This window comes from Parabacteroides sp. AF19-14 (assembly GCF_003635485.1).
Classification (GTDB): Bacteria; Bacteroidota; Bacteroidia; order Bacteroidales; family Tannerellaceae; genus Parabacteroides; species Parabacteroides distasonis.
In genome coordinates, this window is record NZ_QTMJ01000005.1 from 251966 (window position 1) to 271498 (window position 19533).

Annotated in this window: 15 protein-coding genes; 6 read left to right on the forward strand and 9 right to left on the reverse strand. The window is 45.3% G+C overall.

Annotated features, from left to right (window positions below):
* Positions 1–19: 19 nt before the first annotated feature.
* The 4 genes from rpoC to DWX33_RS07555 all read left to right on the forward strand — a co-directional run bounded on the left by rpoC (position 20) and on the right by DWX33_RS07555 (position 6916).
* Entirely contained in the window at positions 20–4315 is a 4296-nt protein-coding gene (gene rpoC / locus DWX33_RS07540) for a DNA-directed RNA polymerase subunit beta' (protein ID WP_008779989.1), read from the forward strand.
* A gap of 160 nt (positions 4316–4475) precedes the next feature.
* The gene (locus DWX33_RS07545) at positions 4476–5339 is read left to right on the forward strand and encodes an endonuclease/exonuclease/phosphatase family protein (RefSeq protein ID WP_005854223.1); all 864 of its coding nucleotides are present in this window, start codon (positions 4476–4478) and stop codon (positions 5337–5339) included.
* A 15-nt stretch (positions 5340–5354) separates the two neighbouring features.
* Positions 5355–6239 carry an AraC family transcriptional regulator gene (locus tag DWX33_RS07550; protein WP_122380128.1) on the forward strand — a complete coding sequence of 295 codons (885 nt, stop codon included), beginning with the start codon at positions 5355–5357 and terminating at the stop codon, positions 6237–6239.
* 362 nt (positions 6240–6601) lie between these two features.
* Positions 6602–6916: a DUF3467 domain-containing protein gene (locus DWX33_RS07555; RefSeq protein ID WP_005854225.1), complete on the forward strand. Its 315-nt coding sequence runs from the start codon at positions 6602–6604 to the stop codon at positions 6914–6916.
* A 199-nt stretch (positions 6917–7115) separates the two neighbouring features.
* On the opposite strand, the gene DWX33_RS07560 is transcribed toward DWX33_RS07555, so the two are convergent.
* From DWX33_RS07560 to DWX33_RS07595, 8 genes are all read right to left on the reverse strand, one after another.
* Positions 7116–8078 carry an N-acetylornithine carbamoyltransferase gene (locus DWX33_RS07560; RefSeq protein ID WP_122380129.1) on the reverse strand — a complete coding sequence of 321 codons (963 nt, stop codon included), beginning with the start codon at positions 8076–8078 and terminating at the stop codon, positions 7116–7118.
* A gap of 79 nt (positions 8079–8157) precedes the next feature.
* Positions 8158–9633, reverse strand: a complete 1476-nt coding sequence (locus DWX33_RS07565; protein WP_005854227.1) for a HAMP domain-containing sensor histidine kinase — start codon at positions 9631–9633, stop codon at positions 8158–8160.
* A 50-nt stretch (positions 9634–9683) separates the two neighbouring features.
* Positions 9684–10931 carry a glutamate-5-semialdehyde dehydrogenase gene (locus DWX33_RS07570; RefSeq protein ID WP_005867252.1) on the reverse strand — a complete coding sequence of 416 codons (1248 nt, stop codon included), beginning with the start codon at positions 10929–10931 and terminating at the stop codon, positions 9684–9686.
* Positions 10932–10936: 5 nt separating this feature from the next.
* Positions 10937–12010, reverse strand: coding sequence for a glutamate 5-kinase (gene proB / locus DWX33_RS07575; protein ID WP_005854230.1), 1074 nt, complete (start codon positions 12008–12010; stop codon positions 10937–10939).
* A 15-nt stretch (positions 12011–12025) separates the two neighbouring features.
* Positions 12026–13681 (reverse strand): AMP-binding protein, encoded by a 1656-nt coding sequence (locus DWX33_RS07580; protein WP_122380130.1) that lies wholly within the window; start codon positions 13679–13681, stop codon positions 12026–12028.
* 12 nt (positions 13682–13693) lie between these two features.
* Positions 13694–14248: a helix-turn-helix domain-containing protein gene (locus DWX33_RS07585; protein WP_005854235.1), complete on the reverse strand. Its 555-nt coding sequence runs from the start codon at positions 14246–14248 to the stop codon at positions 13694–13696.
* A gap of 183 nt (positions 14249–14431) precedes the next feature.
* Positions 14432–15085 carry a DUF1349 domain-containing protein gene (locus DWX33_RS07590; protein WP_005854236.1) on the reverse strand — a complete coding sequence of 218 codons (654 nt, stop codon included), beginning with the start codon at positions 15083–15085 and terminating at the stop codon, positions 14432–14434.
* A gap of 161 nt (positions 15086–15246) precedes the next feature.
* On the reverse strand, positions 15247–15435 hold the full coding sequence (locus tag DWX33_RS07595) for a ferredoxin (protein WP_005854237.1): 189 nt from the start codon (positions 15433–15435) through the stop codon (positions 15247–15249).
* Between the two features lie 216 nt (positions 15436–15651).
* On the opposite strand from DWX33_RS07595, the gene pruA reads away from it, so the two are divergent.
* Both pruA and DWX33_RS07605 read left to right on the forward strand, forming a co-directional pair.
* A complete protein-coding gene (pruA, locus tag DWX33_RS07600; RefSeq protein WP_122380131.1) occupies positions 15652–17283 on the forward strand; it encodes an L-glutamate gamma-semialdehyde dehydrogenase in 1632 nt (543 codons plus the stop codon).
* Between the two features lie 90 nt (positions 17284–17373).
* Complete coding sequence (locus DWX33_RS07605) at positions 17374–18561, forward strand: proline dehydrogenase family protein (RefSeq protein ID WP_048927531.1); 1188 nt, start codon at positions 17374–17376, stop codon at positions 18559–18561.
* Between the two features lie 62 nt (positions 18562–18623).
* On the opposite strand, the gene proC is transcribed toward DWX33_RS07605, so the two are convergent.
* Entirely contained in the window at positions 18624–19427 is an 804-nt protein-coding gene (gene proC, locus DWX33_RS07610) for a pyrroline-5-carboxylate reductase (RefSeq protein ID WP_005854240.1), read from the reverse strand.
* Positions 19428–19533 lie beyond the last annotated feature (106 nt).

Consider the following 19533-nt stretch of genomic DNA (forward strand, 5'->3'; position numbering starts at 1 on the left):
CTCTTTATAAATAAATAATATGGCCTTTAGAAAAGAAAACAAGATAAAGAGTAACTTTTCAAAAATAACCATCGGTCTGGCATCCCCTGAGGAGATCCTAGAGAACTCCAGCGGTGAGGTTTTGAAACCGGAAACAATTAACTATCGTACGTATAAGCCTGAGCGTGACGGTTTGTTCTGTGAGCGTATCTTTGGTCCGATCAAGGACTATGAGTGCCATTGCGGTAAGTACAAGCGTATCCGTTACAAAGGTATTGTCTGCGATCGTTGTGGAGTGGAAGTTACGGAAAAGAAAGTTCGTCGTGAACGTATGGGACACATCCATTTGGTGGTTCCTGTTGCCCATATTTGGTATTTCCGTTCTTTGCCTAATAAAATCGGTTACTTGCTAGGTCTTCCTACCAAGAAACTGGATTCCATCATCTATTACGAACGCTACGTCGTGATCCAGCCGGGTTGCGTAGACACGGTCGGTGAGTTAGACCTATTATCTGAGGAGGAATATCTGGATATTTTGGATAGCCTTCCAAGAGAAAATCAATTGCTAGAGGATACGGATCCGAATAAGTTCATCGCTAAGATCGGCGCTGAGGCTGTTTATGATCTGTTGGCTCGCTTGGACTTGGATTCTCTTTCTTATGAGTTGCGTCACCGTGCGAACACGGACACATCTCAACAGAGAAAGAACGAGGCCTTGAAACGCCTTCAGGTGGTTGAGTCTTTTCGTGCGTCCAGAGGTCGTAACAAACCGGAATGGATGATCATGAAGGTGATCCCGGTGATCCCTCCTGAACTGCGTCCGTTGGTTCCGTTGGACGGTGGCCGTTTCGCTACTTCTGACTTGAATGATTTATATCGTCGTGTTATTATCCGTAATAACCGTTTGAAACGATTGATCGATATTAAGGCTCCGGAAGTGATCTTACGTAATGAGAAACGTATGCTTCAGGAGGCCGTGGACTCTTTGTTTGACAACTCTCGTAAATCGAGCGCTGTTAAGACAGACGCCAATCGTCCGTTGAAGTCCTTGTCCGACAGTTTGAAAGGTAAACAAGGTCGTTTCCGTCAGAACTTGTTGGGTAAGCGTGTTGACTACTCCGCTCGTTCGGTTATTGTCGTAGGTCCGGAATTAAAGATGCACGAGTGCGGTTTGCCGAAGAATATGGCTGCCGAGCTTTATAAGCCTTTCGTTATCCGTAAATTGATCGAACGCGGTATCGTGAAGACGGTGAAATCCGCCAAGAAGATCGTTGACCGTAAGGAACCGGTTGTTTGGGATATTTTGGAGTACGTAATGAAGGGCCACCCGGTATTGTTGAACCGTGCCCCGACATTGCACCGTTTGGGTATCCAAGCGTTCCAGCCGAAATTGATCGAGGGTAAGGCTATCCAGTTGCACCCGTTGGCATGTACGGCATTCAACGCCGACTTCGACGGTGACCAGATGGCTGTTCACTTGCCGTTAGGTAATGAGGCTGTTTTGGAAGCTCAAATGTTGATGTTGGCTTCCCACAATATCTTGAACCCTGCGAATGGTGCTCCTATTACCGTACCTTCTCAGGATATGGTGCTTGGTTTGTATTATATTACCAAGTTGCGCAAGGGTACACAAGGCGAAGGTTTGACTTTCTATGGTCCGGAAGAGGCTACGATCGCTTACAATGAGAAGAAGTTGGATATCCATGCTCCGATCCATGTTTACGTGGAGGATTTGGATGCGAACGGTAACTTGGTGAAGACGATGGTAGAGACTTCTGTAGGACGTTTGATGGTAAATGAGTTCGTTCCGAAAGAGATTGGTTATGTAAACGAGGTGTTGGGCAAGAAGTCTCTTCGTGACATCATCGGTCGGGTAATCAAGGCTTGTGGTGTGGCTCGTACCGCTCAGTTCTTGGACGATATCAAGAACTTGGGTTACTATATGGCATTCAAGGGTGGTTTGTCCTTCAACTTAGCGGACGTTCTGATCCCGCCTGAAAAGGATGAGTTGGTTCAGAAGGGATACGATGAGGTTGAGCAGATCATGGCTAACTATAATATGGGTTTCATTACCAACAACGAGCGTTATAACCAGATCATCGATACGTGGACACACGTTAATAGTAACTTGTCTAATATCTTGATTAAGCAATTGACAGCGGATAACGATGGATTCAACTCAATCTACATGATGATGGATTCCGGTGCCCGTGGTTCTAAGGAGCAGATTCGTCAGTTGTCCGGTATGCGTGGTTTGATGGCGAAACCGCAGAAGAGTGGTGCTGAAGGTGGTCAGATTATCGAGAACCCGATCCTTTCTAACTTTAAGGAAGGTTTGTCCGTGTTGGAGTACTTTATCTCTACTCACGGTGCTCGTAAAGGTTTGGCCGATACCGCTTTGAAGACTGCCGATGCCGGTTACTTGACTCGTCGTTTGGTTGACGTCTCTCACGACGTGATCGTAAACGAGGAAGACTGTGGTACATTGCGTGGCTTGGTTTGTACGGAATTGAAGAATAACGAGGAGGTGATCGCTTCCTTGTATGAGAGAATCTTAGGTCGTGTATCTGTTCACGATGTGATCCATCCGATTACGGGCGAGGTTATCGTTCGTTCCGGTGAGGAAATCCGTGAGGATGCCGCTAAGGCAATCCAAGACTCTCCGATCGAGAGCGTCGAGATTCGTTCCGTATTGACTTGTGAGTCTAAGAAGGGTGTCTGCGCTAAGTGCTATGGACGTAACTTGGCTACGAACCGCATGGTTCAGAAGGGTGAGGTTGTCGGTGTAATCGCCGCGCAGTCTATCGGTGAGCCGGGTACACAGTTGACGTTGCGTACATTCCACGTCGGTGGTATCGCATCCAACATCGCAACAGAGAATAGTATTACATCTAAATATGATGGTATTTTAGAGATCGATGAGCTTCGTGCTGTTGAGGCGGTAGACGAGGTGAGCGGAAAGAAACATTTGGTAGTAGTAAGCCGTTTGGCTGAAATGCGCATTGTTGATCCGAACACGAAGATCGTGTTGTTGACTCATAATATACCTTATGGTTCTAAGTTGTTCTTCAACAACGGTGACTCAATTAAGAAGGGTGACGTGATCATCGAGTGGGACCCGTTCAATGCCGTAATCGTATCAGAGGTTTCCGGTAAGATCGAGTTCGAGAGTTTGGTAGAGAACGTAACTTACAAGGTTGAGAGTGATGAGACTACCGGTTTGAAGGAGAAGATCATCATCGAGTCTAAGGATAAGACGAAGGCTCCGGCCGCTCATATCGTGGATGAGAATGGTAATTACTTGAAGAACTACTCTTTGCCATTGGGTGCTCACGTCGTGAAAGACAATGGTGATGTAGTGAAAGCTGGTGAGGTTTTGGTTAAGATCCCTCGTGCCGTAGGTAAGGCCGGTGATATCACCGGTGGTCTTCCTCGTGTAACCGAGTTGTTCGAGGCTCGTAACCCGTCTAACCCTGCTGTCGTATCTGAGATCGACGGAGAGGTAGGATTCGGTAAGATCAAACGTGGTAACCGTGAGATCACTGTAACGTCTAAGTTGGGTGAGGTTAAGAAATATATGGTTCCTCTGTCTAAACAATTATTGGTTCAGGAAAACGACTATATCCGTGCGGGTATGCCGCTATCAGACGGTGCTACCACTCCTTCGGATATCTTGGCGATCAAAGGTCCGACGGCTGTGCAGGAATATATCGTGAATGAGGTTCAGGATGTATACCGTCTACAGGGTGTGAAGATCAACGATAAGCACTTCGAGGTTATCGTTCGTCAGATGATGCGTAAGGTAGAGGTGGTTGATCCGGGAGATACTCGCTTCTTGGAGCAGCAGATTGTTGATAAGTTGGAGGTAATGGACGAGAACGATCGTATCTGGGGCAAGAAAGTTGTTACCGATCCGGGAGATTCTCAGACATTGCAGGCCGGACAGATCGTGACTGCACGTAAGTTGAGAGATGAGAATAGTATGTTGAAACGCCGTGACCTTAAGTTGGTCGAGGTACGTGACGCTATTCCGGCTACAGCCAACCAGATCCTTCAAGGTATCACACGTGCCGCTTTGCAGACGAACAGCTTTATGTCCGCCGCATCTTTCCAAGAGACGACGAAAGTATTGAACGAGGCTGCTATCAACGGAAAGGTAGACCGTTTGGAAGGTTTGAAAGAGAACGTTATCTGTGGTCACTTGATTCCTGCCGGTACCGGTCAGCGTGAGTTTGATAAGCTGATCGTAGGCGCAAAGGATGAGTTCGATCGTATCTTCGCTAATCGCAAGAACGTGGTTGATTTCAATGCCATGGACAAAGATGATGAAGAATAGGAACGTTTAATAAACTATAAAGAAAGGCCGGCAGAGCAATCTGTCGGCCTTTTTTGTTCTTCCTTATTTGCTTAATAAATGGATAAACTTTATTTTTGCGAGGTAACAAAGACCATAGATAAATACTGAGACATATAAGAAACATATAATAATCAATATCATGAAGAGAATTTTACTTTGTTTAATGGTGGCTTTATTTGCCACTGGTTGCTTATTCGCTAAAAACAACGATGAGAAAATGAATGTAATGTCTTATAACATCCGTTACGATAATTCGGGTGATAAGGATAATCAATGGAAATTCAGAAGAGATTTCGCTGCTGATTTAGTGAAATTCTATGAGGCAGATGTGTTCGGTGCGCAAGAGGTCTTGAATAATCAGCTGAATGATTTGCTTAATCGTTTACCGGAATACGCTTATGTGGGTGTTGGTCGTGAGGATGGCAAGACGAAAGGGGAGTACGCTCCGATTTTCTATCGTAAGGATCGTTTCTCCGTTGAGAAAAGCGGTAATTTCTGGTTAGCCGAAGATATAAATGCCATTGGTAAGAAAGGTTGGGACGCCGCATGCGAGCGTGTAGCTACTTGGGCGATCTTGAAAGATAAGAATACGGGAAAGAAATTCTTCTTCTTGAATACGCACTTGGATCATATGGGGAAAGTGGCTCGTCATGAAGGAGCTTCTTTGGTGCTGGAGCAAGCGAAGAAATTATCCGAGAATTTACCTATAATCGTGACTGGCGATTTCAATGCCGTGCCTTCTGATGAGCCGATACAAGTATTGACTAATCCGAGTGATCCTCGTCATTTGACTCATTCCCGCACGATCGCAGGGTTTATTTACGGCCCGGAATGGACATTCCATGATTTTGGAAAGATCCCTTACGACAAGCGTGAATGGATCGATTATATCTTCGTGAAAGGGAATATCAAGGTATTGCGTCATGGTGTATTGACTGAAACGTTGAATAACCTGTTCCCATCCGACCATTGTCCGGTAATCAGTACGTTGATACTCGAATAAAAAAGCTTTGTGTGTATGGGGAAAGTAGACGTATTGAAGGAAACTACCCCGCTTTCATCAGAAGATTGCTTCTTGGTCATGCAACGCCCGAAATCGGGGTTTAATTTTCCGTTACATGTACACATGGAATTTGAGTTGAACTATCTGGAGAATGCCGCTGGTGCTATCCGGATAGTTGGCGATTCGGTCGAGGAAATCGATGATCTGGATTTGGTGTTGATCGCGGGAGGAACGAAGCATGCTTACTCGAACCATAAGTGTCCGTGTAATGGGATCTTTGAGATAACGATACAATTTCATAAATCGTTATTTGATAGCTTAATCAATAGACGGCATTTCAAGACCATGAAGGATATGTTTGATAACGCTTCCAGTGGTCTTGTTTTCAGCCGGGAAATGATACTTGGCATTCAAGATAAATTAAGAATGTTGTCGAACGATAACAAGCCGGATTCTTTCAAGAACCTGTTGTGTTTGGTCGAGATTCTTAAGATTCTATCTTTGGATAAAGCAGCCCGTCGGTTGAATGCCGTGAACACGGTAAAGAACTATAATAATAACGATACCGATCGTTTAGATAGTATCATGTTATATTTACACGAAAATTATCAAAAACGTATCACCTTGTCGGAAGTGGCTAAGTTAACAAATATGAGCGATGCCTCATTGATGCGTTTCTTGAAGAAGTGGACGGGAAAGACATTTATCGATAACTTGAATGAGATCCGGGTAGCTGAGGCGGTATGCCGTTTGACCGATACAAGTGACAGTATTTCTGAAATATGTTACAGGTGCGGTTTTAATAATCTATCGAATTTCAACCGGGTATTCAAACGGCGTAGGGGGAATACCCCTACAGAGTACAGGGAGAAATATTCCCGTTCGAGGTTTATAATTTAAAACATGATTTAAAGCATGTTTACATTGATTTGTGTCAAGTGTTGATGATATAGTATTATTTATTGCACATATAGTATTTGGTGGTCTTTGCTAAAGCCCTTACTTTTGTAAAGTTCAAGTGAAAGAGATTAGCACTTAGACAAGACAAACCTTAACTAAAACGCCAAAACCAATTATATCAAACACAAAAGGTATTTTTACATTGGTCTAAAGAATTGAGAATTAAAAACACAACTAGAAAACGACTGCCTGAGAAGGTAGTCGTTTTTGCATTTATAGTCTTCAACCCCTTTGTAACCCGGAATAAATATGTATATTTGTCTTCGCAATTTTTAATCACCATAAATTTAAAAGAAGAAAGTATGGAAAACAACAAACCTGCCAATAACGAGATTCAGATCGAGTTATCTGAAGAGATGGCACAAGGAACTTACGCCAATTTGGCTATTATATCTCATTCAAGCTCTGAATTTATCCTAGATTTCATCCGGGTGGTTCCGGGAGCTCCTAAGGCACAAGTAAAAAGCCGCGTAATCTTAACTCCGGATAACGCTCAACGTTTGTTATTCGCTTTGCAAGACAATATCAAGAAATTTGGGGAGCAACTTCAAGCAGGAAATAATAATAACAAAACAGCTAATTTTGAGGACTTCGCAGGTCCGACAGGAGAGGCTTAATAGATTTGTTTTCAGCCATAGAAAGAGTACTTTTCTACAAGAGTAGGGGAGTACTCTTTTATTGTTGGGATGGCTCGTTTACATTGAAAAACCTTGATGCCTATTCTTAGATGCTTACAATGGGCATTCTAAGGTGTTAAGAATGCCTGTTATAAACACCTAAGAATGCCCATCGTAAAGAATACCCTATCTCTCTATCCTAAAGATTAGATAATCCCATCAATATTTTTTTCAATACGGTTTGTGCGGAGATCTCACGGTTTGCCGCCTCGGGGATTACGATACTTTGCGGGCTCTCTATCACATCATCGGAAACGATCATATTGCGGCGAACCGGCAAGCAATGCATGAAATAAGCGTTATTCGTAAGCGCCATTTTCTCTGCGTCTACGGTCCAGCTACGATCAGTGCTGATTACTTGTCCGTAATTCGGATCTTTATAAGCGGACCAGTTCTTTGCGTAAATGAAATCCGCTCCTTCAAAAGCTTTCTTCTGATCGTATTCCACTTTAGCGTTGCCTACGAATCTAGGATCAAGCTCATAACCTTCCGGATGAGTGATAACAAACTCATAATCTGTAGCGTTCATCCATTCGGCAAAGCTGTTTGGAACGGCTTGCGGCAATGATTTCGGATGAGGAGCCCAAGTCATGACTACCTTCGGACGAGCTGTTTTCTTATATTCCTCTATCGTGATCAAGTCGGCGAAACTTTGCAACGGATGGCGTGTCGCCGCTTCCATGCTAAATACCGGCCGGCCGGAATGCTCTATGAACTGACTCAATATCTTTTCGTTATAATCATCTTCTTTATTCTCAAAGCGTGCGAAAGAACGGACCCCGATCACATCGCAGTAACAGCCCATTACAGGAACAGCTTCCAGCAAATGCTCCGGTTTATCACCATCCATGATAACACCTCGCTCTGTTTCCAGCTTCCATGCACCTTGGTTAACGTCCAAAACGATCGTGTTCATACCTAAGTTCATGGCAGCCTTTTGGGTGCTTAAGCGGGTACGTAGGCTTGAGTTGAAAAATATCATCAACAACGTCTTGTTTTTTCCCAGTTCATTAAACTGGAAACGATCTTTCTTGATCTCGAAAGCTTCATTAAGCGCTTGTTTCAAGTCACCTAAATCCTTTACGCAAGTGAAATGTCTCATATCTGTTACAATAATATTTTGTTAAAGGCAAAGATAATGACTACTTGTCAATTATCCTTTAGAAAGACCAAGGAATTGTTTAAGAGATCGTATCCGGAGGTGTTATGGGTAGTTTGAAACTGAAGGTAGAACCTTTCCCTTCCTCCGAGTTCACCCAAATGGTACCTCCCATGGCGGTGACCAGACCTTTACAGATTGAAAGTCCCAATCCGGTACCCGGTTCAAATTCGTTCAATTGCAGGAATCGCTCGAAGATGTGCCCTAGTTTGTCCTTCGGGATGCCGTTGCCTGTATCGGACACGTAAAATTGCACGCTGACCGGATACAACGATTGGTATCCGAAATGAATTTCTCCTTTCTCCGTATATCGGAGGGCGTTAGAAAGTAGTTTTTTCAAGATAAGCATAAGCTTATGTTTATCCGTGTGAAGAGATACGTTTGGAGAATCATCCAAGATTAACCGTACGTTTTCGGATATGCGGGGAGAGGCGTATTCGTATACATCGTGCATGATAGCGAGCGGATTTACATCCTCATATGACCAATTGATCGTATTGGACTCGATTCTGGACATCTCGAGCGTGTCATTGATTAATTCGAGCAAAGCCGTGTTATTTTCTTTAATCATGGAAATATACTGTTCACGCATTTCCGGATCATCTTCCAGTCCTAACATATCGGAGAAGCCGACGATGGCATTTAGCGGAGTCCGGATCTCGTGCGTCATATTTGCCAGAAACGTAGATTTCAATAGGGAAAGATCCTTGGATTTCTGATGATCTGCGATAGCTAGCTCGTCGTTTTCCTTTTCGATAATGCTACCTATAATGACATGTGGGGTGCCGCTTTCATCAATATCCATGCTTTTACCCGATATTTCATACATCTTATAAGTCCCGTCTTGATTCCTCAGGTGGAAGGTGACGTTGTGAGACGATAATTTCTCGTCCCGGATTTTATTGAACAGATAGAAGAAATCCAAACTATCCTCGGGCTTACGTACGGATGATAAAGCCCTGCATATAAACCTGTTTTTATCTAATAGAGTATTGGTCGTGCCGTAGAATTGAAAACAGCGGTTACAATGCTTTTTGTCGCAAGTGGAGAAACGGTCGAAGCTGAATGAGTAAGCGGCTAATTTACCGTCTTCCAACGCTTGTCGCATCAATATCCGGCTCTCGTTCAATTGTCCCATCAATAGTTTATTTTCCCTGTCAGTTTCTTTTTCTCCCTGCTGCGTAAGCCAAAGCGTATACCCGCTAAGCCCCTGTTCATCGGTATAGATGGGTTCTACTTTAAACGTGACGGGCTCTTCGCATATAATTGCGTCACCTTTTCTTAAAGATGACTTCAAGGAATCGGTTAGTACGATGTTATTAAATAGATGTTCTATAATAAAGTCATGCTTATCCGCCAAGGAAAAATGAGCGAACATCGCCTTATTCAAGTCTATCAGATTTCCTTCCGTATCATAGATAGCCCCTCCTAAAGGACAGGAATAGAATGTATTTGAAACTAAAGTATTGAAAATATTTGAATCTATTACTGTTGACATTATTCGTTTAGATTTAAGTGTTGTTCTAGAAGAAAGAGACAGGCGAGTTCCTATATTCTCGTCTGCCCGTCTCCTTCTATGATGTATTTATAAGTCGTTAATTCAGGAAGCGCCATCGGTCCCCGGGCATGTAGCTTTTGGGTACTGATTCCGATCTCCGCCCCGAATCCGAATTGGGCCCCATCAGTAAAGGCGGTAGATACATTTGCGTATACGCAAGCGGCATCTACCAATTGCTGGAAGCGCCGGATAGTTTCCGGATCTTCGCTGATTATGCTTTCGCTATGTTTTGAACTGTACCGGGCGATATGTGATAGAGCCTCGTCTAAAGAGGATACGGTACGGATACTCATTTTGTAATCGAGGAACTCGGTACCGAAACTGTTTTCGTTAGCCTGTTGTAAAAGCGTCTCCGGATAATGTTCGGATAGAGCGGCATAAGCCGGTTCGTCCGCATAAATGATTACGTTGCTGTCCGGAAGCTTTCCACAGATATACGGAAGATCAGATAGACGTTCTCGGTGGATGATTAAGCAATCCAAGGCATTACATACGCTGACCCTCCGTGTCTTTGCGTTATTTACGATCTCACGTCCCTTGCCTTTATCTCCGGAGCGATCAAAATAGGTATGACAGATACCAGCGCCAGTCTCGATCACCGGAACTTTCGCGTGTTCCCGGACGAAGTGAATCAAGGAACTGCTTCCACGAGGAATGATTAAGTCAACCAAGCCGACCGCTCCCAGTAATTCCGCCGTAGCCTCTCGATCCGGAGGTAGTAAAGTGCATACCGCCGGATTTATACCCTGACGCTCTAATACAGAATGGATGATGCGTACCAAGGCTCGGTTAGAGAAGTCCGCATCCGATCCACCCTTTAGCACGCAAACATTACCGCTTCGGAAACATAAGGAAAAAACATCGAAGGTAACATTCGGACGAGCCTCATAGATCACACCGATCACCCCGAAAGGCACGGTTACTTTTCGGATAACCATTCCGTTCGGGCGGGTAGTCTCGCTCAAGACCTTATTTAATGGAGAAGGTAATGTCGATACATTCTCCATATCGGCGGCGATACCTTGTAGCCTTTCCTCTGTCAATTTCAGCCGGTCGTATTTCGGGTTCGCTGGGTCCATACGTTCCAGATCTTGGCGATTCGCGGCGAGTACCTCCTCCGTATGAGTCCGTAGAACCTGCGCTGTCTCCTTTAAGATCCCGATAATCGTTTGATCCGATAGCGTTATCAATTGTTTAGCCGCATCCGATGCCTGTCGCAGCATATCTTTTACATTCATACTTTTTAATCCAAATATAGATAATCATAATGTATAAGCGGTTTTAAATCCCGTTGCCCTATTTGCTTACGTGCTTCCTCGCTGTCATAGGCGGTACAGCCTACGCCGATTTGCACGCCTTCCTCATTCATTATCTTTACGATATCATCTTTTTCGAAATCACCCTCGATGCGGGTTACTCCAACCAATAATACGCTAGTCGCTTTCGGGGCGGTCAATGCCTCCTCGGCTCCTTTATTGATATGTATTTCCCCTTTGGCGAAACCCTCGGAGTGGGCGATCCATTTCTTTACGCTGCTGACGGGTTTCGAGGCCGGAATGAAACGGGTGCAGACCGTGTCGCTATCCACCGCCAATAACATCGGAAGGATATTATCCTTTTTGCCGTTGGCGATGATAACCGCAATACCTTCGTCTGCCACTTTTTGGGCGATATGACATTTCGTCAACATACCTCCCCGTCCAAAGGATGATTTGCTAGTCTGTACATATTCCGACAAATCTGTTTTCCCACATTCGATTTCCCGGATCACGGAACTATCCGGGTCCGACGGATTTCCATTGTAAATCCCGTCTATATTACTAAGAATCACCAAGGCATCCATTCCCATCATCGTAGCGATCAAGCCGGATAACTCATCATTATCCGTGAACATCAGCTCGGTTACGGATATCGTATCATTCTCATTCACGATGGGGATCACCTTGTTTTCAAGCATTACCTCCATGCAATGCTTCTGGTTTAGGTAATGCGTACGACTCCCGAAATTCTCTTTTGTAGTAAGCACTTGCCCGCAAGTCATGCCATGCTCCCGGAATAACTCGTAATACCGGTTGATCAACTTGGCCTGTCCTACCGCCGAATACAGTTGCCGGGCTGATACGGGATCCAGCTTTTTGCCGGCCTTTATCTCGCTTCGTCCGGAAGCCACGGCACCGGAGGAGATCAAGACGATCTCCATACCTTGCCGATGCAAGTCCGCTACTTGGTCAACCAACGCGGACATGCGGGTGATATCTAGCGTCCCATCCTTGCGGGTCAGGACATTACTTCCTATTTTTACAGCGATCCTTTTCAAGAAAGTTATGATTTATTATTTATTATCTTTATCCCGGATCTCTACCCGTCGGATCTTTCCGCTGATTGTTTTCGGCAGTTCGTCCACGAATTCGACAACACGGGGATATTTGTAAGGAGCGGTGACACGTTTCACGTGATTTTGCAATTCTTTGATCAAGGCATCATCCGCTTTATCCTTATAATCCTTCGCCAATACGATCGTGGCCTTTACTACCTGTCCGCGGATCTCGTCGGGGACACCGGTGATAGCACATTCCACTACCGCCGGGTGAGTCATCAAGGCACTTTCCACCTCGAACGGCCCGATACGATAGCCGGAACTCTTGATCACGTCGTCTGCGCGGCCAACGAACCATAAGTAACCATCCTCGTCACGCCAAGCCACGTCTCCCGTGTAATACAGGCCATCGTGCCAAGCTTCCCGGGTACGTTCCGCGTCTCGGTAATATTCCTTGAATAACCCGATAGGCTTGCCATTTGTTGTGTGGATCACGATCTGTCCTTGCTCGCCATCCTCCGCACGGCTTCCGTCCGGACGCAATAAATCGACATCGTACTGCGGGTTGGGAACACCCATAGAGCCCGGTTTCGGCTCCATCCACGGGAAAGTGGCGACTGTTAGCGTAGTCTCTGTCTGGCCGAAGCCTTCCATCAATTTAATGCCGGTCAACTTATAGAACGTGTCGAACACGGCGGGGTTCAAGGCCTCGCCGGCGATCGTACAATATTGTAAAGATGATAAATCGTATTTAGTCATATCCTCACGAATTAAGAAACGGAAGATCGTAGGAGGAGCGCAAAGCGAGGTGATCCGGTAATCCTGTATCATCTGCAACATATCAGCAGGCGTGAATTTCTCGTGGTCGTAAACAAATATGGTCGCTCCGGCGATCCATTGCCCATATAGCTTACCCCAAACCGCCTTGCCCCAGCCCGTATCCGCTATCGTCAGATGAAGGCTGTCTTTATGCAAGTTGTGCCAGAAACTACCGGTCACGATATGCCCCAGCGGATACGTAAAGTCGTGGGCAACCATTTTCGGGTTTCCAGTCGTACCGGAGGTGAAATACATCAAAGAGATATCGTCATTGCTATTTGGGTGAGAGGGGCGGACGAAAGGAGCGGCGTTTTGGATACCCTGTTGGAAATCCTCGAAACCTTCCGGTATTTCCGGCCCTACGGATACGACTCTTTTTACGGTCGGTGAGTCCGGCAAAGCCTCTATGATATGTTTCGTTATCACTTCCTCTCCGGCGCAAACGATCATCTTGATATCGGCGGCATTCGCACGATAAACGATATCTTTCTTGGTCAGTAAGTGTGTAGCCGGTATCACGACAGCCCCTAATTTATGCAATGCGATGATAGAAAACCAGAACTCATAACGGCGTTTGAGTATCAGCATCACCATATCGCCATGTCCGATCCCCAAGGATTGGAAATAAGAAGCCGTCTGGTCCGTATACCGTTTCAAGTCGGCAAACGTAAAATCAATATGCTCTCCATGATCGTTTGTCCAACATAACGCTTTCTTATCAGGTTCTTCCTCCGCCCAAGCGTCTACCACATCATATCCGAAGTTGAAGTTCTCCGGAACCTTGATCTTGAAGTTTTTAATAAAATCTTCTTGCGACTCAAACGTCGTTTTATCTATAAATCTTTCTAACATGCTGTTGATCGTTTATAAAATGACGGCCAAGAAACTGACCTTTTCCCCATCCAGCGCTTTCATACCGTGAGGAAGCTCTGAGTTAAAATAAATACTATCACCTTCTTCTAAGATAAGATCTTTATTGTTGATCTGTAGTAACAGACGTCCTTTTAATACCATATTGTATTCTTGCCCCGGATGGGAATTGAGATACATCGGCTCATCCTCTGGTTTGGGATGTACGGTTACCAAGAAGGGGTCCGCTTTACGTCCGACGAAACCGGCGGCCAATGATTGGTACTTATAGGCTTTCGTACGCTCTACGGCAACACCTTTTCCGTTACGAGTAATAAAGTACGTACTCATTTTAGGCTCGTCGCCAAACATCAACGTGGTTAATTCTACGCCATAAGCCTGTGAGATCTGGTGCAATACGCTAACGGAAATATCAACCGTGCCGCTTTCCAGCAGCAAATATTGCTCAGTCGTGAGGTTGCAGACCTTTGCCATTTCTTCCGGCGTAATCTCCAGTGCGTCCCGTAATCCGGCCAGACGCTCCGCGATTTGTTGTATCTGTTCGTTCATTTTGCTGAAGTTATTGTATTATGTCGCTCCAAAGATAGGAATAAAAAGCAAAAAGAAGGTGAAAGCCCTTGTTTTCTTTTCTAATTAACAGGTATGGCTTGTTTTTAATACAAATGACGCAGATAATACGGATAAGAATAGTAAATCCGTGTCATCTGCGTCTGAAAAATAAGCATCTAATACTTATTCAGCATTTTTCTTTAGCCATTCTAACCGGCGCTGATCCGGGAGGTGTTTTACCTTGAAATGCTCGAATGTCACATTAAATCCTTTCCCGTCGGGACAAGCGGCCATAAACCCGACTTGTACGGGGATATTGTCTTGTAGCCAAGCGTTACGCATAAGGGTGTATTCCTTATCATCGAATGAGTAGAAGATCTCCACGGCGTCCAATCTCCGGACTGCTTTTATCCATACATAAGGGATCGCTTTGTCTAAGGTGATAACGCTCCAGTCGGAGGTCTTATGCGTAACGACCGCGCTTAGGTTGTATTTACCATCCACGAACTCTATACCGGCTTTTATATAATTTTCATGATTGATACGAAGCATCAGGCCGGCTTGGTCAAAACGCTGCTTGTAATCGCCGGTTATCTTGACTTTCACTTCGAATTCACCCCCATAAGTAGCATAATAAAAAGGAGCGTCATCTACCGTAAACCCGTAATGGGAAATCCTCCAATAGTCACTTTGGGGAGTGACCTGCATGGAAAGCGACTTGTCTTTAATCTCCCATTGCTCCGGCTCGTTGAACCATTGCATCTTATCCAATGATTGCGCCCCGCAAAATTGCAAAGAGGCGACAATAACAAAACTCAGTAACACTAATTTTCTCATTTTACTTCTTATTTCTTATTTCTTATTTCGATTCTTTCTATTCCCGTAAGAGGTTAATGTTATTAACCTTACCTCTGGCAAAGGTAACGTGTTATTATAGATTGCGCAATGATTCTGAGATTTTATCTAGGAAGGAAAAGTAAGGGTTAATGTGTTTTTGTCTATTCGTATTTGATAACCTCGACCGGACAGCTTTCGGCAGCCTCTTTAATACCCGCCTCGAAATCATCGAAATTAACTCCTTCGTTTACACGTGAGCGATCTGTAACTGTGAATACTTCCGGGCAAATGCCCTCGCATGTACCGCAAGCGATGCAATCCTCCTCAATCCAAACTCTTTTAATTGCCATAATTTTATTCCTTTAAGATGATTAATATGTTAATGTAACAAACAACTTTCGCGGATTGTTTTCGGGAGAGGCCTTTTAGATCATTGTATAGACCGTGGAATGAGCTTATCTTTGGTTGATATATATTAACGTTTATACGCCACTGTTTTAAAATAAATTTGCTACGTTTACAGCAGAAAGTTTCATTGAATAACCATTTAAAAAATCTGAAGTATTATGGATAATGCTATTTTTAGATTTCCTAAACCCATTAATGAGCCGGTAAAAGCGTATGCTCCCGGATCAAGTGAAAAAGCATCCTTAAAGAAAGCGTTAGCGCAGATAAGTTCCGAGGAATGGGATATTCCTCTGGTAATTGGCGGAAAAGAGATCCGTACGGGTAATACCGGTAAGGTCGTTATGCCTCATGATCATCATCATGTATTGGCTACTTATCATAAGGCGGGCGAGAAAGAAGTACAAATGGCTATCGACGCCGCCATGAAAGCGCATAAGGAATGGTCAGAACTTCCATGGGTGGAACGTGCGTCTATTATGCTTCGTGTAGCTGAGTTGTTGGCTACGAAATATCGTTATATCCTGAACGCTTCGGTTATGTTGGGACAGAGCAAGAATCCGTTCCAAGCGGAGATCGACGCTCCCTGCGAATTGATCGATTTCTTGCGTTTCAGTACCTTCTACGCTAGTCAAGTATATGCCGATCAACCCTATTCCGAGACGGGTATATTGAATCGTATGGAATACCGAGCCTTGGAAGGTTTCGTGTTCTCGCTCACGCCGTTTAACTTTACGTCGATCGCTTCCAACTTGAATATGGCTCCGGCTATGATGGGTAACGTGGCGGTATGGAAACCGTCTACTACGGCGATCCATTCGAACTATTTCTTGATGAAGGTTTTCCAAGAGGCCGGCTTGCCCGATGGCGTAGTGAATTTCATCCCGGGACAGGGTAGCGTGATCGGTAAGGTGATTACGGGCAGCCGTGATTTGGCGGGGTTCCATTTTACGGGCTCTACCTCTACGTTCAATACTTTGTGGCGTCAGATCGGAGAGAACTTGGGGCATTATAAATCTTATCCAAAAATCGTAGGCGAGACAGGTGGCAAGAACTTTATCTTCGCTCATCCTTCCGCTCCGGCGTTGGATGTGGCTACCGCTATCGTACGCGGTGCGTTCGAGTATCAAGGGCAGAAGTGCTCAGCGGGTTCTCGGGCCTATATCCCGGCTTCTCTCTGGAAAGAGGTGAAAGATTATGTGGGCGATATGCTGAAAGAGATCAAGATGGGTGACGTGCAGGATTTCACGAACTTTGTCAATGCCGTGATCGATGAGGCTTCGTTCGATAACATCATGAGTTATATCGATTACGCAAAACAGTCTCCGGACGCAGAGGTTCTTTTTGGTGGTAACGGGGACAAATCGGTTGGTTATTTCGTGGAGCCAACGGTTATCCAGACCACGGACCCGATGTTCAAGAGCATGGTAGAGGAAATCTTCGGGCCGGTGATTACGATCTACGTATATGACGACGCTAAATATGAGGAGACTTTGGAACTTTGTGATCGTACTTCTCCGTACGGATTGACGGGTTCTATTTTCGCCCGTGATCGCTATGCGATTGATAAGGCATTCAATACCTTGCGCTATTCGGCCGGTAATTTCTATATCAATGATAAACCGACCGGCGCCGTGATCGCCCAGCAACCGTTCGGCGGTTCCCGTGCGTCCGGAACGAATGACAAGGCCGGTGGCTCGTTGAACTTGATTCGCTGGACGAATCCTCGTTGTATCAAGGAATGCTTGGTTCCTCCGACGAGCTACGGGTATCCGTTCTTAGGTGAGAAATAATTGTCATAATTAAGAAAACCAACTGATTATGGGGGGAGACGGGGCACGCCCCGTCTCTACGCCATGACGTTACCTTTATCTATATACGATATGTTAGACTTTAATAATACCGAGATCGCTTTCTCGTCGAAGTCGCGGGGAGAACTACAAAATGCTTATTGGCTTTTTAATACGATAAAATATCCTTGGTTGGTAAAATGCGCTAAAGTAGCCACGAGTATAGCCTTGAAAATACATTTCCCGCTGGCTTGGGCGGTGAAGCCTACCTTATATAAACAGTTCGTAGGGGGGGAGACCTTGCAGGACTGCTCCGCTGCCATCAACCACTTGATGAAATACAACGTGAAATCGACGCTCGATTATTCGGCGGAGAGCGAGCAGACCCCGGAGGGCATACAAGCGACTTTCGAGGAAACCTTGCGCTCGATAGATTTTGCGAAAGGAAATACGAATCTGGCCTATGCCGTATTCAAACCATCCACGATCACGACCGATGAGTTACTGGCCAAAGCTTCCGAGAAACGGGAAGAGCTTACGATAGACGATGTCCGGCATTTCCGCGAGTTCCGCGAGCGTTTTATGGCGCTTTGCCAACGGGCTTACGATAACGACGTACGTATTTTAGTGGATGCGGAGGATTATTGTTTCCAAGATGCCATTGATGCGTTGACCGATGAGGCGATGCGTAAGTTCAACAAGAAACGTGCGATCGTATTCGCCACCTTGCAAATGTATCGTCATGACCGGATGCCTTATCTGCGTCGTATCTACGATGACGCCGTGGCGAAAGGTTATATTGCGGGCGTGAAATTCGTGCGCGGGGCTTATATGGAAGCGGAGCGTGCCCGTGCGGCGGCGTTGGATTATCCCGATCCGATTTGTAAGGATAAGCAGGCCACGGACGAGAATTATGATGCGGCGGTTCGTTTCACCATGGATCATTTAGATCGTTTTGAGATGTTTATGGGAACGCATAATGAGGAGAGTAATTATAAGTTGGCGAAATTGATGGACGAGAAGGGGATCGCCCGCGATGACTCCCGTGTTTTCTTTGCGCAGCTATTGGGAATGAGCGATAATATTTCCTTCAATTTAGCCCATGCGGGATATAACGTAACCAAATACGTACCGTACGCCTCGGTAAGGGATGTACTGCCGTATTTGATCCGGCGTGCGGAAGAGAATACTTCTGTCGCGGGGCAGACCAGCCGGGAACTCCGGATGTTGGAGATGGAAATGGCTAGGCGGAAAGAACATAAACCCGCCGAGGGCAGGTAAAGTAGTTTGTCAGCATATTTCGGGGCGTATTGGTGCTGGCAAACTACTTTGTCTGCCTATTTTTATTTACTGGCCTTCAGTCCCCGGATCACGGAAGAGGTAAAACCGGAAAGTTCCATCTCATTTAGACCCTTGATCGTGATTCCGCCCGGAGTCGTTACCTTATCGATTTCCATCTCCGGGTTACTTTTGTTCTCGAGCAATAAATCAACGGCGCCTTTCACGGTATGCACCACGATCTCTTGCGCTTGTTTCGGATAGAAACCCAATTCCACGCCGCCTTCTATCGCCGCACGGATATAACGCAAGGCGAAAGCGATGCCGCTGGAAGCCAATGCTGTTCCTGCGCCCATCAACCGTTCTTCTACCAACATGGCGTTGCCAAGCTCGTTGAAGATATGGATGATTAGATCCGTTTGCTCCTTGGAGGCGTTGCGGGCGGAAACGAAAGTCATGCTGCTCATCACCTCGATAGCCGTGTTGGGCATGATCCGGAAGATCGTGGGAGTAGCCAGACAATCGAAGTCCGTGTTCTTGGTCAAATAAGTATTTAACAGGTCGAAAGTCACGCCAGCCGCTACGGATACGATGATTTGTTTCTCGAAGTCGAGCACCGACTTAATCTCATCTATAATCATTTCTACACGCCAAGGTTTAACGGCGATTATAATGATATCAGCGTTTCGTGCCGCTTCCACGTTATCATGGGTCAAGATAAAGTCCGGATCGATCTTTCTCATCTTCTCCAAGGTCTCATCCGATTGGGCGGTACAAGTGATATCAGAGGCTTTGAACATGGTTCCTTTCGCTAAACCTCGGGCGATCGCTCCACCGATATTACCCGAACCGATAATAGATATTCTCATTTTGCAGATAATTAGTTATATATTATGTTTCCTGAGGAGGCAAACTTAGATAAAATATCTCAAATACGTACGACTTTGTAGAGTTAGCTACGGATAAAAAACTTAC

Bases quoted from the DNA above. Each gene is read 5' to 3' on its own strand.
- rpoC (WP_008779989.1), top strand. From the start codon at position 20: ATGGCCTTTAGAAAAGAAAACAAGATAAAGAGTAACTTTTCAAAAATA.
- DWX33_RS07545 (WP_005854223.1), top strand. From the start codon at position 4,476: ATGAAGAGAATTTTACTTTGTTTAATGGTGGCTTTATTTGCCACTGGT.
- DWX33_RS07550 (WP_122380128.1), top strand. From the start codon at position 5,355: ATGGGGAAAGTAGACGTATTGAAGGAAACTACCCCGCTTTCATCAGAA.
- DWX33_RS07555 (WP_005854225.1), top strand. From the start codon at position 6,602: ATGGAAAACAACAAACCTGCCAATAACGAGATTCAGATCGAGTTATCT.
- DWX33_RS07560 (WP_122380129.1), bottom strand. From the start codon at position 8,078: ATGAGACATTTCACTTGCGTAAAGGATTTAGGTGACTTGAAACAAGCG.
- DWX33_RS07565 (WP_005854227.1), bottom strand. From the start codon at position 9,633: ATGTCAACAGTAATAGATTCAAATATTTTCAATACTTTAGTTTCAAAT.
- DWX33_RS07570 (WP_005867252.1), bottom strand. From the start codon at position 10,931: ATGAATGTAAAAGATATGCTGCGACAGGCATCGGATGCGGCTAAACAA.
- DWX33_RS07580 (WP_122380130.1), bottom strand. From the start codon at position 13,681: ATGTTAGAAAGATTTATAGATAAAACGACGTTTGAGTCGCAAGAAGAT.
- DWX33_RS07585 (WP_005854235.1), bottom strand. From the start codon at position 14,248: ATGAACGAACAGATACAACAAATCGCGGAGCGTCTGGCCGGATTACGG.
- DWX33_RS07590 (WP_005854236.1), bottom strand. From the start codon at position 15,085: ATGAGAAAATTAGTGTTACTGAGTTTTGTTATTGTCGCCTCTTTGCAA.
- DWX33_RS07595 (WP_005854237.1), bottom strand. From the start codon at position 15,435: ATGGCAATTAAAAGAGTTTGGATTGAGGAGGATTGCATCGCTTGCGGT.
- pruA (WP_122380131.1), top strand. From the start codon at position 15,652: ATGGATAATGCTATTTTTAGATTTCCTAAACCCATTAATGAGCCGGTA.
- DWX33_RS07605 (WP_048927531.1), top strand. From the start codon at position 17,374: ATGTTAGACTTTAATAATACCGAGATCGCTTTCTCGTCGAAGTCGCGG.
- proC (WP_005854240.1), bottom strand. From the start codon at position 19,427: ATGAGAATATCTATTATCGGTTCGGGTAATATCGGTGGAGCGATCGCC.